Genomic DNA, 14,003 nt, shown 5'->3' with positions numbered 1-14,003 from the left:
GGCGCGCCGGGTCCACGGCAGAGCTCACGCACCCTGTTGTTGCAGCGCAAAAAATATGATTAGAATGCAGGCAGTCGGACAAGTTGCTGAAAAATTATGCAGAGTTCCCCCAAGGCCGCATTTTCGCTGGGGCCGGTCGCGGTGGCCGGCCGTGTGGTGCTCGCCCCGATGTCGGGCGTCACCGATGCCGGAATGCGGCGGATAGCCAGGCGGTTCGGCGCCTCCCTGGTCGTCTCGGAAATGGTCGCCTCGGACGAGTTCGTGCGCGGCAGCGCCGAATCGGACCTGCGGGCCGCGGGGGAGGGCATTTCCCCCCACGTGGTGCAGCTCGCGGGCTGCGACCCGCACTGGATGGGCGAGGCGGCACGTGTCGCCGAGGCGGCGGGGGCGGACGTCATCGACATCAACATGGGATGCCCGGCCAAGAAGGTCACGGGCGGCTATGCTGGGTCGGCCCTCATGCGCGATCTCGACCATGCCGTGCGCCTGATCGAGGCGACCGTGGCCGCCACCAGCCGCCCCGTGACGGTCAAGATGCGGCTCGGCTGGGACGAAACCTCTCTCAACGCGCCGGACCTGGCGCGGCGCGCCGAACAGGCCGGCGTGGCGCTGGTCACGGTTCACGGGCGCACGCGCTGCCAGTTCTACAAGGGACGGGCCGATTGGGGCGCGATCCGGGCCGTGCGCGACGCCGTGTCGATCCCGGTGGTCGCCAATGGCGACGTCGGGACCCTGGACGATGCCCGTTCGATCCTGGAGGCCAGTGGCGCCGACGCGCTCATGATCGGCCGCAAGGCGCTGGGCCGGCCATGGCTGGTCGGTCAGGTCGCGGCGGGTCTCGAACTGGGCCGCGACTGTCCCGCCCCGTCGCTCGACGACCGGCGCGACGCCGTGCTCGAGCACTACGACTACCTGCTGACCGCCTACGGCACCGCCGTCGGTGTCCGGCACGCCCGCAAGCACCTCGCCGCCTATGCCGAGGACTCGGCGCAGGCCGGCTTCGCCCTGCCGCCCGAGGAGCGACAGCGGCTGGTGACGAGCGAGGATCCCCATGCCGTCAACCGGCTCATCGGCCGGCTCTACGGTGCGTTCGCCTACGACGAGGCCGCCTGACATGCCCCTGACGACCGATCCCCTGGACGTGCTCGACGAAGTCTACGGCGACCTGGCCTCCACGACCCGGCGCGGAGACGCGATCCTCAACCTGCTGCCCTTGCCGGTCCTGCAGGTGGATGGGCGCAACATGATCGTCGACGCCAACGTCGCCGCGGAAGCCTTCTTCCAGATGAGCCGCTCGACCATGCGCCGCAACGGGCTGGCCGATCTCCTGCCGTTCGGGTCTCCGGTCATCTCGCTGGTCGACGAGGCCCGCCGGCGCGGCGGAAGCATGAACGAGTACCGCGTGGACATCGGGACGCCGCGGATCGGCAGCGAGCGGATCGTGGACATCTTCGTGGCGCCGGCCGGGGAGGCCGATCCCCACATCGTGCTTCTGCTGCAAGAACGGACAATTGCCGAAAAAATAGACAGGCAACTGACCCATCGCGGCGCGGCCCGCTCGGTGGGTGCAATGGGATCGATGCTCGCGCACGAGATCAAGAACCCGCTGTCCGGCATTCGCGGCGCTGCGCAATTGCTGGAGTCGAGCGTCAGCGACCAGGACCGCACCCTGACGCGGCTGATCTGCGACGAAACCGATCGGATCGTGAAGCTCGTGGACCGGTTCGAGCATTTCGCAGACGGCCGGCCGGTGGAGCGCGAGCCGGTCAACATCCACGCGGTGCTGGAACACGTCCGGCGCCTGGCCGGCACCGGCTTCGCGCGGCACATCAGGCTGGCGGAGGCCTACGACCCCTCCTTGCCTCCGGTTTATGCAAATCGCGACCAGTTGATCCAGGTGTTCCTCAACCTGGTGAAGAATGCGGCAGAGGCCATCGGGCCGGACGCCCTCGACGGCGAAATCGAGCTGACGACCGCTTTTCGGCCCGGCGTGCGACTTTCCGTCCCTGGAAGCACCGAGCGGGTGAGCCTGCCGCTGGAATTCTGCGTTCGCGACAACGGCCCCGGCGTGCCGTCGGACCTGATCCGGAACCTCTTCGATCCCTTCGTCACCACGAAGGCGTCCGGCAGTGGCCTCGGTCTTGCACTGGTTGCAAAAATAGTAGGCGACCACGGTGGCGTCGTCGAATGCGAGTCCCTGCCACGCAGGACGACTTTCCGGGTGCTCATGCCGATGCACTCGGCTCGCGACGGACGCGCCCCCGACATTGAAAGGTGACTGACGTATGGCGAATGCCACCATTCTCGTTGCGGACGACGATGCTGCCATTCGCACGGTGCTGAACCAGGCCCTGGCGCGTGCAGGCTACGAAGTCCGGTCGACGGGAACCGCCTCGGCGCTGTGGCGCTGGGTGGCCGCTGGCGAGGGCGACCTCGTCGTCACCGACGTGGTGATGCCCGACGAGAACGCCTTCGATGTTCTGCCGCGCATCAAGAAGCTGCGTCCGGACCTGCCCATCATCGTGATGAGCGCCCAGAACACGTTCATGACCGCCATCAAGGCGTCCGAGCGCGGCGCCTACGAGTATCTGCCCAAGCCCTTCGACCTGAAGGAACTCGTGGCGATCGTGGCGCGCGCGCTGTCGCGGCCCAAGAGCGTGGCGTCGCCCGCCGAGCCCGAGCAGCCCGAGGACATCCCGCTGGTCGGCCGCTCGCCGGCCATGCAGGAAATCTACCGGGCTCTCGCCCGCCTGATGCAGACCGATCTCACGGTCATGATCACGGGCGAGTCCGGCACCGGCAAGGAACTCGTCGCGCGCGCGCTCCACGACTACGGCAAGCGGCGCAAGGGCCCCTTCGTCGCGGTCAACATGGCCGCCATTCCGCGCGACCTCATCGAGAGCGAGCTCTTCGGCCACGAGAAGGGCGCCTTCACCGGGGCCCTGCAGCGCGCCTCGGGGCGCTTCGAGCAGGCCGAGGGGGGAACGCTGTTCCTCGACGAGATCGGCGACATGCCGATGGAGGCGCAGACCCGCCTCCTGCGCGTCCTGCAGCAGGGCGAATACACGACCGTGGGTGGTCGCACGCCGATCAAGACCAACGTCCGCATCGTCGCCGCGACCAACAAGGACCTGCGCATCTCGATCCAGCAGGGCCTCTTCCGCGAGGACCTGTTCTTCCGCCTCAACGTCGTGCCGCTGCGGCTGCCGCCGCTGCGCGAGCGCTCGGAGGACGTGCCCGACCTGGTGCGGCACTTCTTCGCGCTGGTCGAAAAGGAAGGCCTGCCGCGCAAGCAGATCGACAACGACGCGCTCGAGCGGCTGAAGCGCTATCGCTGGCCGGGCAACGTGCGCGAGCTGGAGAACCTGGTGCGCCGGCTGGCCGCCCTCTATCCCCAGGAAACGATCACCGAGCCCCTCATCGAAGCCGAACTCGCCGAGCCGGCCATGCCCTCGGTGCCCGGGTCCCGCAACGACGGGCGCCCGTCGGACGAGACGCTGGCGGGCTCGGTCGAGCGCCACCTGACCGAGTATTTCGGCCAGTTCAAGGGCGACCTGCCGCCCCCCGGCCTCTATCACCGCATCCTGCGCGACGTGGAGGAGCCGCTGATCGGGGCCGCCCTGGCGGCGACCCGTGGCAACCAGATCAAGGCGGCCGAACTCCTGGGCCTCAATCGCAACACCTTGCGCAAGAAGATCCGCGACCTCGACATCCAGGTGATCCGCACCGGTCGCTGATTGATACCGGAAAGCGAACCCGCCGGGGTTTGCCCGGGCGGGCAGGTGTGGCATTGTTGCATCGTTTGATCCGGCGAACCGGGTCTTCCAATGCAACAGTGTTGCGCGGGCGCACCGTGTCGCCCCGCTCCCGGAGGGACTGACCCTGCCGATGTCTCAGGGCGCCACCGTTGTCCTGCCCGATCTCGTGGATGCTCAGCCGCGCGGGGCTTCGCGTGCCTGGGGCTATGTCGGGGGCATCACCGTCGCCCTGGCGCTGGTCTCGGCGTTGGCGACGTTCCTCGGCCTTGCCGACATGCTGCCCATCGCGCCGACGACGCAGAACGTCACGGTGCTCTTCCTGATCAACGCGATCCTGATCGTGCTGATGGTCTGGCTCGTGGCGCGCGAGGGGTGGGTGCTGCTGCGCGCCCGGCGCGCCGGCATCGCCGCGGCGGGCCTGCACGTTCGCGTCGTGGGCCGCTTCGCCTTCCTTGCCGTGCTGCCGGCCATCCTGGTCGCCGGCGTGGGCTGGATGATGCTCGAGATCGGCCGGCAGACGGACATTCAGTTCAACGGGTACATCCGCAACCTGCTGACGATGTCCAACAACGTGGCCAAGTCGTACAGCGAGCTGCAGTGCCGCGCGATCGGCCGCGAGATCAGCCTGATGGCGGCGGACGTGGGACGCGCCCGCGCCGCCCTGCTTCAGAACAACCGGGACTTCTTCCAGGACTTCATGCGCTCGCGCGCGATGTTCCTCGGCTTTCCGGTCGCGTTCCTGATCAAGAGCGACATGACGATTCTCGAACGGATCGAGATCAAGCCGATTTCCGGCCTCCAGATGCCCTCGGTCGAGGACGTGCGCGCCGCCGCCGACGCGGAGGCGCTGTGCATCCAGCCGGAGCAGGGGACGACGTTCCGCGCCATCATCAAGGTGGCGGGCTTCGACGACACGTTCCTGTTCGTCGCGCGCCAGATCGACCCGAGCACGCTCGAATTCCCGCAGCAGACCGAACAGGCCGTGCAGGTCTACGAGACGCTGTCACAGCGCAAGTTCTACGTGCAGGTCGCCTTCGCCAGCATGTACGCGCTGATCACGCTGATCCTGCTGCTGTCGGCCATCTGGCTGGGGCTGGCCTTCGCCAACCGCCTCGTCACGCCGATCCGGAGGTTGATCTACGCCACCGACCAGGTGGCCTCGGGCAACTTCTACGTCCAGGTTCCGTCGGAGCGGCAGGAGGGGGACCTCGGCCACCTCGCCGACACCTTCAACAAGATGACCTCCGAGCTGCGCCAGCAGCACGACCGGCTGACCGCGGCCCGCGATCTCATCGACCGCCGCCGCCGCTTCACCGAGGCGGTGCTCTCGGGCGTGTCGGCGGGCGTCATCTCCATCGACACGAAGGGGCGCATCACCGTTCTCAACCCCTCCGCCGAGCGGCTGCTGCACGGCTCGCGTGACCGCTGGCTCGGACGTCCGCTGCAGGAGGCCATTCCGGAGCTGGCCGACATCATCGGCGAGGCCACGGGCGACCGGCCGCGGGCGAGCCAGGGGCACGTGTCGATCAGCCGCGGCGGCCAGGACCGCACGCTGACGGTGCGGGTCACCACGGAGCAGGGCTCCGACGGCGAGTACGGCGCGATCATCACGCTGGACGACATCACGGACCTGGTCTCGGCGCAGCGCACCGCCGCCTGGGCCGACGTGGCGCGGCGCATCGCCCACGAAATCAAGAACCCGCTGACGCCGATCCAGCTGTCGGCGGAGCGCATCCGCCGCAAGTACGGCAAGGTCATCACGGTCGACCGCGACGTCTTCGACCAGTGCACGGACACGATCGTGCGGCAGGTGGACGACATCAAGCGCATGGTGGACGAGTTCTCGTCCTTCGCCCGGATGCCCAAGCCCCAGCCCGACGACGAGGATCTGGCCGGCGTCGTGCGCCAGGTGCTGTTCCTGATGCGGGTCGGCAACCCCGAGATCACCTTCGTCGACACGCTGCCGGACGACAAGCTGGTGGCGCGCTTCGACCGCCGGCTCTTGTCGCAGGCGGTGACGAACATCGTGAAGAACGCCACCGAAGCGGTTGGCGCCGTGCCCGAATCCGAGCGGGGCCCGGGGCGCGTGTCCGTGTCCGTCCGGCGCGAAGGCGCCATGGCGGTCGTGGACGTGGCCGACAACGGCAAGGGTTTCCCCACCGAGCACCGGCAACGGCTGCTCGAGCCCTACATGACCACGCGCGAGGGAGGGACAGGTCTTGGTCTCGCCATCGTCGGCAAGATCATGGAGGAACACGGTGGGGGAATCGAACTGCTCGACAATCCCGACGCGCCCCGCGGCGCGCTGGTTCGCCTCTGGCTTCCGCTGGCGCCCGCGCCGGCAGGCCAGCCGGCGGGCGGCGCCGTCGTGGAAGCGACGGCCTGAGGCCGCCGGCGTGACAGCGAGACCCGAACGGAGAAGAGCACAATGAGTGCCGACATCCTGATCGTCGACGACGAGGCCGACATCCGTGAACTCGTCGCCGGGATTCTGGACGACGAGGGCCACCGCTGCCGCGTCGCTGCCAATTCCGACGAAGCGCTGGGCGCCATCGAGGCCCGCAGGCCGCAGCTCGTGTTCCTGGACATCTGGATCCAGGGCAGCCGGCTGGACGGGCTGCAGCTCCTGGACATCATCAAGGAACAGCACCCCGACCTGCCGGTGGTGATGATCTCCGGCCATGGCAACGTCGAGACCGCGGTCAGCGCCATCAAGCGGGGCGCCTACGACTTCATCGAGAAGCCGTTCAAGGCGGACCGCCTCGTGCTCGTCGCCGAGCGGGCGCTCGAGGCGTCCCGGCTGAAGCGCGAGGTGAAGGAGCTTCGGGTCAAGTCGCAGCAGGCGAGCCGGATCGTCGGGCATTCGCAGGCGGCCAACCAGCTGCGCCAGACCATCGAGCGCGTGGCCGCGACCAATGCCCGCGTGATGATCGCCGGCGCGCCGGGCTCGGGCAAGGAGCTCGCCGCGCGCACCATCCATTCGCTGTCGAACCGGGCCAACGGGCCCTTCGTCGCCATCAACGCGGCCACGATCACGCCGGAGACGATGGAGATCGAGCTCTTCGGCGTCGAGGGCGGGGAAGGGCGCACCCGCAAGGTCGGCGCGCTCGAGGAGGCCCATGGCGGGACGCTCTACCTCGACGAGGTGGCCGACATGCCGCGCGAGACGCAGGGCAAGATCCTGCGCGTCCTTGTCGAGCAGAACTTCCAGCGCGTCGGCGGCACCATGCGCGTGCACGTCGACGTGCGGGTCATCTCGTCGACCGCGCGCGACCTCCCGGGCGAGATCGCGGCCGGGCGGTTCCGCGAGGACCTCCTGCACCGCCTGAGCGTGGTGCCGATCAGGCTTCCCAGCCTGGCCGAGCGGCGCGAGGACATCCCCGAGCTCATCTCCTACTTCATGGACCAGATCTCCGCCTCGACGGGCCTGCCCAAGCGCACCATCGCGGCCGATGCGTTGGCCGTGCTGCAGTCGCACGATTGGCCGGGCAACATCCGCCAGCTGCGCAACAACATCGAGCGCCTGCTCATCCTGGCGGAGGGCGATCCCCAGTCGGAGATCACGGCCGACCTGCTGCCCTCCGAGGTCGGTTCGCTCGTGCCTTCGACGCCCAACGGTGCCGGCGGCGAGCGGCTGATGTCGCTGGCGCTGCGGGAAGCCCGCGAGATCTTCGAGCGCGAGTACCTCACCGCGCAGATCAACCGGTTCGGCGGCAACATCTCGCGAACGGCCGAGTTCATCGGCATGGAGCGCTCGGCCTTGCACCGGAAACTGAAATCGCTCGGCATCGGCTGAGAACGTCGCCCGGTCTGCCTTCCTCTCCAGGATCCTCCGAAATGTCGCGCATTGCCTATGTCAACGGCCGCTACGTCCCGCACCGCGACGCGATGGTGCACATCGAGGACCGCGGCTACCAGTACGCCGACGCGGTCTACGAGGTCTGCGAGGTGTCGCAAGGGCGCCTCGTGGACAGCACGCGACACTTCGACCGGCTCGAACGCTCGCTGAACGAGCTGCGCATCCGCCAGCCCATGAGCCGCGGCGCGCTGATGACCGTTGTGCTCCAGACGGTGGCGCGCAACCGCGTGCGCAACGGGATCGTCTACGTCCAGGTGTCGCGCGGGGTGGCGCCGCGCGATCACTTCCTGCCGCCGCCGACGCTGCCGCCCGCGGTCGTCGTCACCGCGCGGGCCGTCGACAAGGCTGCGGGCGAGCGTTCGGCCCGCAAGGGCATCGGCGTGATCACCGTGCCCGACAACCGCTGGGGACGGCCCGACATCAAGTCCGTGCAGCTCCTGCCCAACACCCTGGCCAAGCAGGCGGCCCGGGAGGCCGGGGCCAGCGAGGCCTGGTTCGTCGACGCCACGGGCAACGTGACCGAAGGAGGATCGAGCAATGCCTGGATCGTCACGCATGACGGGCGTCTGGTGACGCGTCAGGCCGATCGCTCGATCCTGCGCGGCGTCACCCGCACGGGCGTGCTGGACCTCGTCAAGCGCCGCAACCTGACGATCGAGGAGCGTGCCTTCTCGGTGGAGGAGGCGCGCGGAGCGGCGGAGGCGTTCATCACCTCGGCCACCAATCCGGTGACGCCGGTGGTGCGCATCGACGGCCATCCGGTCGGCGATGGCACGCCGGGACCGGTGTCGCTCGCGCTGCGTGCGGCATTCCATGAGGTGACAGAAATGTCACGTCCCGCTATTCATGGAATAAAGTAGGATGAGCCGTCGGGGAAAGGCCTAGGCGTTCCCGGCGCGGCGGTTATCCTGACGCCGACACTTATCGTTTGTCATGTCCGCAGCGGCGGAGCGGGGCTGATCAAGGAGCCGGGCGATCCCACACCGTCCGGGTCCGTCAACAATGGGGTAGGGGCAAGAACCATGGCTGCGGAACGCAACCAGAATCTCCAGGACACGTTCCTGAACCACGTACGCAAGAACAAGATTCCGTTGACGATCTTTTTGGTCAACGGCGTCAAGCTTCAGGGCGTGGTGACTTGGTTCGACAATTTCTGCGTTCTCTTGCGCAGGGACGGGCATTCGCAGCTCGTCTACAAGCACGCCATCTCGACCATCATGCCGGGCCATCCGGTGTCGTTGTTCGAGCCCGGCGAAGAGGGCGCCATCGGCTCCGGCAAGGATTGATTTGACTGGTCCGCGCGTTCCCCGCGACCCGCCCAAGAAGCGGGTCGTCGATCCCGAGAAGGCCATCGCGTCGGGTACGCGCACGCTGGTGATCGGTCCCTATGCCACGGGGCGCCGGGCGGCGTTCCTGGCCGCGTCCGACGACGAGGCCGGTCATCACGTCAACCTGCGTGTGCCGGAGGCGCGGCTGGAAGAGGCCGTCGGCCTCTCCGCTGCCATCGACCTCGACGTGGTCCAAGCCTCCATCGCCAACGTGGCTTCCCCGCGCCCGGCCACCTACCTGGGCAAGGGCAAGGTCGAGGAGATCGGCGGTCTCATCAAGACCGACACGATCGACCTCGTGATGATGGACTGCGCGCTGAGCCCTGTGCAGCAGCGCAACCTCGAAAAGGCCTGGGGCGCCAAGGTCATCGACCGGACCGGCCTGATCCTGGAAATCTTCGGGCGGCGTGCCCGGACGCGCGAAGGCGCGCTGCAGGTCGAGCTGGCCCATCTGGCCTACCAGAAGAGCCGTCTCGTGCGGTCGTGGACCCATCTGGAGCGCCAGCGTGGCGGCTTCGGCTTCCTCGGCGGCCCCGGCGAGACGCAGATCGAGGCCGACCGGCGGCTCATCCAGGAGCGCATGGTGCGCATCGAGCGTGAGCTCGAGAACGTCAAGCGCACCCGCTCGCTGCACCGCGAGAGCCGGCGCAAGGTGCCGTATCCGGTCGTGGCCCTCGTCGGCTACACGAATGCCGGAAAGTCGACCCTGTTCAATCGCCTCACGGCCGCCGACGTCTTCGCCGAGAACCTGCTGTTCGCGACGCTCGATCCCACCGCCCGCGTGGTGAAGCTGCCGCACGGCGCTCCGGTGATCCTGTCCGACACGGTGGGCTTCATCTCCGACCTGCCGACGATGCTCGTCGCGGCCTTCCGGGCCACGCTCGAGGACGTCATCGCCGCCGACGTCATCCTGCACGTGCGCGACGTGTCGCATGGCGACACCGAGGCCCAGTCGGCCGACGTGGTGGCGATCCTGCGCGACCTCGGCATCCCAACCGACAGCCACGAGCGCGTGGTGGAGGTCTGGAACAAGGCCGACCAGCTCGACGAGCCCGAGCGCAATCGCCTCATGGCGCTTGCGTCGCACAGGCCGGCGGGCGAGCGCCCGGTCCTCGTGTCGGCCCTGACGGGCGACGGGATCGACGTGCTCAAGCGGGCCATCGAGGATCGCCTGGCGTCCGAGCGGCCCGTCTACCACCTCTCGATCGCGCCGGAGGACGGCGCCGGGCTCAACTGGGTCTACGAGGAAGCCGAGGTGCTCGACCGGCGCGAGGACGAGGAAGGCCGGACCCAGCTCGCCGTGCGTGTCGCGCCCGAGAAGGAGCCGCGGCTGCTCAGGCGTTTCCCGGCCGCGCGGAAGATGCGCTGAGAGGGTCTATCTCAGGACGCACCATCCCGCCGTGCGCTCACCGCGCCTTGGTCTTCGCCTCCACCCACAGCGCTTCCATCTCGTCCAGCGTCGCCTGCGCCGCGGTGCGGCCCTGGTGTCCGAGCTGCTGCTCGATGTAGGCGAAGCGGCGGGTGAACTTCTCGTTGGTGCCGCGCAGCGCCGCCTCGGGGTCCACGTCCAGGTGGCGGGCGAGGTTGGCGAGGGCGAAGAAGAGGTCTCCCACTTCGTCGGCGACCGCCGCCTTGTCGCCTTCGGCCAGCGCCGCGTCCACCTCGCCGATCTCCTCGCGGATCTTGTCCAGCACCAGCCGGGCGTCGTTCCAGTCGAAGCCGACCTTGGAAGCCTTCTCCTGGAGCTTCACCGCGCGGGTGAGCGCCGGCAGGCCGACCGGCACGCCGGCGAGTGCTCCGGTGGTGCCGGCCTCGGGGGGCAGCCCGGCAGCCTCGCGCTGCGCCCGGCGCTCCGCCTTCTCCTGCGCCTTGATCTCTCCCCACAGCGCCTTCACCTCGGCCGGCGGCAGGTCCCGGGCATTGCCGAAGACGTGCGGATGGCGGCGGATCAGCTTGCGGGTGATGGCCTCGACGACGTCGGGAAAGGCGAAGCGGCCTTCCTCCTCGGCCATGCGCGCGTGGAAGACCACCTGCAGGAGGAGGTCGCCCAGTTCGTCGCGCAGGTCCGACAGGTCGCCGCGAGCGATGGCGTCGGCGACCTCGTAGGCCTCCTCGATCGTGTAGGGGGCGATCGAGGCGTAGTCCTGCACGAGGTCCCAGGGACAGCCGGTCCCCGGTGTCCGCAGCGCGGCCATGATGGCGATCAGCGCCGCGATGTCTCGCGACGGGGCAGGCGGGGACGAGGCATTGTCGGTCACGCGGCGACTCTCCGTCAGGAGCGCCCGACGCTAGAGCATGCGGCGAGAACGTGGAATCCGGCTTTTCGCGGGACGGACGCAAGCGGGGGACAGGGCGGGCTCCGGCCTCCTGGGGTCAGACGCCCGCGCCGCCGTCCTCGTCCACGCAGGAGAGGCCCAGGGCACCCAGGCCTTCGTCGAGGAGGTCGGGCAGGTCGGGGATGCCGAGCAGGTAGTCGGCCGTACGGCCCGTGTTGCGCTCCTGCGCCGCGGCGAAGGCCTCGGCAAAGTCCTCGCCCTCGAAATCGCCGCGCCCGATCCACACCAGCGCGATCAGCGTCGCCTGCTCGTCGACGTTGAGGCCGGCGATGAACGAGCGGATCTCGCCTTCGGTCGGATCGTCCGCCGTGGGCTCGAGCACGTCGATCTGGTTGTCGTCGGTGGGATTGGAGCCGGACGCGGGATCGGTGACGCCTTCCTTCACGTCGAACCGCCGCGCCTGGCGGATGAGGGAGCAGATCTTGTCGAGCGCCATGTCCATTGCCGTGTCTCTCCGTGTGGTTCCGGTGTCTTGAGGCGAACGCCGGCCCGTACCGCCCCGTTCCGTGGAACACCGTGGGCCATGCCGGCATTGGCGCTGTGACCCCCGCCAGCCGAGGAGGCCGCCATGCCTGCCGACGACACCCCCAATCGCAGCAATCCCGAGCGCCTGCGGGCGGCGATCGACCAGGGACGGACCGCCGACAAGGTGGACTTCCCCGATCCGGCCGCGGCGCCGCTCGGCACCGACGACGAGGCGGCTGGCCGGCCGCCCAGCGCGCGCGAGGTCGATCTGGCGCTCGCTCACGAGACCGCCCCCGAGATCGCCTCGGCTGCGGCTTCGCGGCGCCCCGACCTGGCCGGCCGGCGCAGCGCTCCCTGGCTCATGGCGCTCGTCGTCGTCGGCCTGGTGCTGATCGGCGCCACGGGGCTCTTCGTGCTGCGCTGAGCCCGCGCACAGCAGAAAGGGGCCCCGAGGGACCCCTTTCCACCCGTGTCCTTGCGGACGTAGGGCTTACGGCTTGGTGCCGGTCGGGACCGGGTTCTGCGTGCCGCTGGCGTTCTTGGCGTCCGTCCGGTCCGTGTAGTGGAACGACGGCGCGTTCTGCAGATCCTGCTTGGTCATGCGCAGGACGCCGTGGTCCGGGTAGGCCCGCATGTCGGAGCCGGAGGCGACCGTCGTGCCGGTTACGTCGGTGCTGTTGGCCGGACGGCCGGCAGCGTTGTTGGCGGCCGTGTTGTTGGTTCCCATCGTGCCGTTGTTGCTGGCCGACGGGGCATTGTTGGTGCCCATCGCGCCGTTGGACGCGGTGCGGGCCTTGTTGTCGGTCGTCATCCATTCGACCGTCTTGAACGGGATGGCCACGTCCTTCTCGCCGATGCCGAGGAAGCCGCCGACGCCGATGACCACGGCGTTGATGTTGCCCTGGTTGTCGAGGATGATGTCGTTGACATCACCGATCTTTTCGTTGTTCGCGCCGTAGATGTCGACGCCCACGAACTTCGAGGCGCGCCACTGGTTGGCCGACATCACCGTGTAGAACTGCGTCGAGCCGGCGGCGGCATTGCTGCTCATCGTGGCGCTGTTGTTCATGGTCCCCGAGGTGGATGGGGCCATGGTCGAGGGGGCTACGGTCGAGGGGGCCGCGGCAGGCGCCTGGGTCGACGGTGCCGGGCTGGTCTGGGCCATCGCGGTCGTCGCCAGAAGGGCGCTGGCGAGCGTGCAGGCAACGAGATTCAGTTTCAGCATGTCATTCTCCCATTTGAAAAAGAGGCGCAGCGTGCGCGTGCCTTTCAACTTGTCTGGGGCGGTTTGGTTCGCGCTTCTTTCACGACCACTTGCGGGAAAACGAGCGTTGGTGCAGGGCTGTGCGGCGTCGGGCGCGGGCCACGAGGCCGGCGACATCGCCTAGACTGACAAGGTCAACGACAGAACTCCGCAAACTGGGAGACGGAGCCATGAAGACGGGACTGGCCGGAAAGCGCGCGCTCGTATTGGGCGCCAGCAAGGGCTTGGGGTTCGGGATCGCGCAGGGTCTCGCGGCCGAGGGGGCCACGGTGACCATCGCCAGCCGGACGCTGGAGAGCGCCCAGGCGGCGGCCGAGCGCATCGGCGGGAAGGCCCGCGGGCTCGCCTGCGACACGGGCAACCTGCCCCAGGTCGACGCCCTCTACGCCGACGCCGTTTCGGCGATGGGCGGCATCGACATCCTGGTCCTCAACAGCGGCGGGCCGCCTCCCGGGCTGGCGCAGAAGATCGCTCCGGCCCAGTGGCGCGCCTCCTTCGAGGCGATGTTCGTGGGGCTGGTGCGGATCGCCGATCTCGCGCTGCCCGACATGATGGAGCGCAAGTTCGGGCGCATCCTCTCCGTCATCTCGTCCGGCGTGATCGAGCCCATTCCGAACCTCGCGATCTCCAACGCGATCCGCCCCGCGCTCGTGGGCTGGGGCAAGACGCTGGCCAGCGAAGTGGCGGGCTCCGGCGTGACGGTCAACGCGATCGCGCCCGGCCGCATCGCGACCGATCGGCTCCAGCAGCTCGACGAAGCCAATGCGAAGCGCCAGGGCAAGGACATCGACGACATCCGTGCCACGGCCAAGAGCCGCATTCCCGCCGGTCGCTACGGTACGGTCGAGGAGTTTGCCGCCATGGCGGTGTTCCTCGCCAGCGACGCGGCATCCTTCGTGACGGGATCCGTGGTGCGCGTCGACGGCGGACAGATCGCTTCGTCGCTCTGAGCCGCCGCCCCGAACAAGAGCGCGCGCCGGGCCCCCCCCCGCG

General features: G+C 68.7%; 13 protein-coding genes. 10 read left to right on the top strand and 3 right to left on the bottom strand.

The annotated features are described in order from the left end of the window. Positions 1-96: 96 nt before the first annotated feature. From dusB to hflX, 8 genes are all read left to right on the top strand, one after another. Positions 97-1,113 carry a tRNA dihydrouridine synthase DusB gene (gene dusB / locus Q0Q47_RS27365; RefSeq protein ID WP_293867711.1) on the top strand — a complete coding sequence of 339 codons (1,017 nt, stop codon included), beginning with the start codon at positions 97-99 and terminating at the stop codon, positions 1,111-1,113. A gap of 28 nt (positions 1,114-1,141) precedes the next feature. Beyond that, positions 1,142-2,278: an ATP-binding protein gene (locus Q0Q47_RS27360; protein WP_293867710.1), complete on the top strand. Its 1,137-nt coding sequence runs from the start codon at positions 1,142-1,144 to the stop codon at positions 2,276-2,278. Between the two features lie 7 nt (positions 2,279-2,285). Further along, positions 2,286-3,737, top strand: coding sequence for a nitrogen regulation protein NR(I) (gene ntrC, locus Q0Q47_RS27355; RefSeq protein WP_293867709.1), 1,452 nt, complete (start codon positions 2,286-2,288; stop codon positions 3,735-3,737). A 151-nt stretch (positions 3,738-3,888) separates the two neighbouring features. Continuing rightward, positions 3,889-6,144 carry a PAS domain-containing sensor histidine kinase gene (locus Q0Q47_RS27350; protein ID WP_293867708.1) on the top strand — a complete coding sequence of 752 codons (2,256 nt, stop codon included), beginning with the start codon at positions 3,889-3,891 and terminating at the stop codon, positions 6,142-6,144. Positions 6,145-6,186: 42 nt separating this feature from the next. Next, positions 6,187-7,554, top strand: a complete 1,368-nt coding sequence (locus Q0Q47_RS27345; protein WP_293867707.1) for a sigma-54 dependent transcriptional regulator — start codon at positions 6,187-6,189, stop codon at positions 7,552-7,554. A gap of 41 nt (positions 7,555-7,595) precedes the next feature. Next, positions 7,596-8,477 carry a D-amino-acid transaminase gene (locus Q0Q47_RS27340; protein WP_293867706.1) on the top strand — a complete coding sequence of 294 codons (882 nt, stop codon included), beginning with the start codon at positions 7,596-7,598 and terminating at the stop codon, positions 8,475-8,477. Positions 8,478-8,639: 162 nt separating this feature from the next. After that, positions 8,640-8,903 carry an RNA chaperone Hfq gene (gene hfq / locus Q0Q47_RS27335; RefSeq protein WP_293867705.1) on the top strand — a complete coding sequence of 88 codons (264 nt, stop codon included), beginning with the start codon at positions 8,640-8,642 and terminating at the stop codon, positions 8,901-8,903. Position 8,904: 1 nt separating this feature from the next. Continuing rightward, positions 8,905-10,314: a GTPase HflX gene (gene hflX, locus Q0Q47_RS27330; RefSeq protein WP_293867704.1), complete on the top strand. Its 1,410-nt coding sequence runs from the start codon at positions 8,905-8,907 to the stop codon at positions 10,312-10,314. Between the two features lie 37 nt (positions 10,315-10,351). Here hflX and mazG read toward each other — a convergent pair whose 3' ends face one another. Together mazG and Q0Q47_RS27320 are read right to left on the bottom strand one after the other, a co-directional pair. Continuing rightward, positions 10,352-11,203, bottom strand: coding sequence for a nucleoside triphosphate pyrophosphohydrolase (mazG, locus tag Q0Q47_RS27325; RefSeq protein ID WP_293867703.1), 852 nt, complete (start codon positions 11,201-11,203; stop codon positions 10,352-10,354). Between the two features lie 115 nt (positions 11,204-11,318). Continuing rightward, positions 11,319-11,723: a DUF3775 domain-containing protein gene (locus Q0Q47_RS27320; RefSeq protein ID WP_293867702.1), complete on the bottom strand. Its 405-nt coding sequence runs from the start codon at positions 11,721-11,723 to the stop codon at positions 11,319-11,321. A gap of 126 nt (positions 11,724-11,849) precedes the next feature. Here Q0Q47_RS27320 and Q0Q47_RS27315 point away from each other — a divergent pair, with 126 nt between their 5' ends. Continuing rightward, complete coding sequence (locus Q0Q47_RS27315; RefSeq protein WP_293867701.1) at positions 11,850-12,170, top strand: hypothetical protein; 321 nt, start codon at positions 11,850-11,852, stop codon at positions 12,168-12,170. A gap of 66 nt (positions 12,171-12,236) precedes the next feature. Here Q0Q47_RS27315 and Q0Q47_RS27310 read toward each other — a convergent pair whose 3' ends face one another. Beyond that, positions 12,237-12,971 (bottom strand): PRC-barrel domain-containing protein, encoded by a 735-nt coding sequence (locus Q0Q47_RS27310; protein WP_293867700.1) that lies wholly within the window; start codon positions 12,969-12,971, stop codon positions 12,237-12,239. 209 nt (positions 12,972-13,180) lie between these two features. On the opposite strand from Q0Q47_RS27310, the gene Q0Q47_RS27305 reads away from it, so the two are divergent. Continuing rightward, positions 13,181-13,960, top strand: a complete 780-nt coding sequence (locus tag Q0Q47_RS27305; RefSeq protein ID WP_293867699.1) for an SDR family oxidoreductase — start codon at positions 13,181-13,183, stop codon at positions 13,958-13,960. The last annotated feature ends 43 nt before the right edge of the window (positions 13,961-14,003 follow it).

Source organism: uncultured Alsobacter sp. (genome assembly GCF_945952055.1).
GTDB lineage: Bacteria > Pseudomonadota > Alphaproteobacteria > Rhizobiales > Beijerinckiaceae > Alsobacter.
Note: the sequence above shows the minus strand (reverse complement) of the source record. Positions and strands in the feature narration are given on the sequence as shown.

Bases quoted from the DNA above. Each gene is read 5' to 3' on its own strand.
- Q0Q47_RS27315 (WP_293867701.1), top strand. From the start codon at position 11,850: ATGCCTGCCGACGACACCCCCAATCGCAGCAATCCCGAGCGCCTGCGG.
- dusB (WP_293867711.1), top strand. From the start codon at position 97: ATGCAGAGTTCCCCCAAGGCCGCATTTTCGCTGGGGCCGGTCGCGGTG.
- Q0Q47_RS27320 (WP_293867702.1), bottom strand. From the start codon at position 11,723: ATGGACATGGCGCTCGACAAGATCTGCTCCCTCATCCGCCAGGCGCGG.
- Q0Q47_RS27310 (WP_293867700.1), bottom strand. From the start codon at position 12,971: ATGCTGAAACTGAATCTCGTTGCCTGCACGCTCGCCAGCGCCCTTCTG.
- Q0Q47_RS27340 (WP_293867706.1), top strand. From the start codon at position 7,596: ATGTCGCGCATTGCCTATGTCAACGGCCGCTACGTCCCGCACCGCGAC.
- ntrC (WP_293867709.1), top strand. From the start codon at position 2,286: ATGGCGAATGCCACCATTCTCGTTGCGGACGACGATGCTGCCATTCGC.
- Q0Q47_RS27345 (WP_293867707.1), top strand. From the start codon at position 6,187: ATGAGTGCCGACATCCTGATCGTCGACGACGAGGCCGACATCCGTGAA.
- Q0Q47_RS27305 (WP_293867699.1), top strand. From the start codon at position 13,181: ATGAAGACGGGACTGGCCGGAAAGCGCGCGCTCGTATTGGGCGCCAGC.
- hfq (WP_293867705.1), top strand. From the start codon at position 8,640: ATGGCTGCGGAACGCAACCAGAATCTCCAGGACACGTTCCTGAACCAC.
- Q0Q47_RS27350 (WP_293867708.1), top strand. From the start codon at position 3,889: ATGTCTCAGGGCGCCACCGTTGTCCTGCCCGATCTCGTGGATGCTCAG.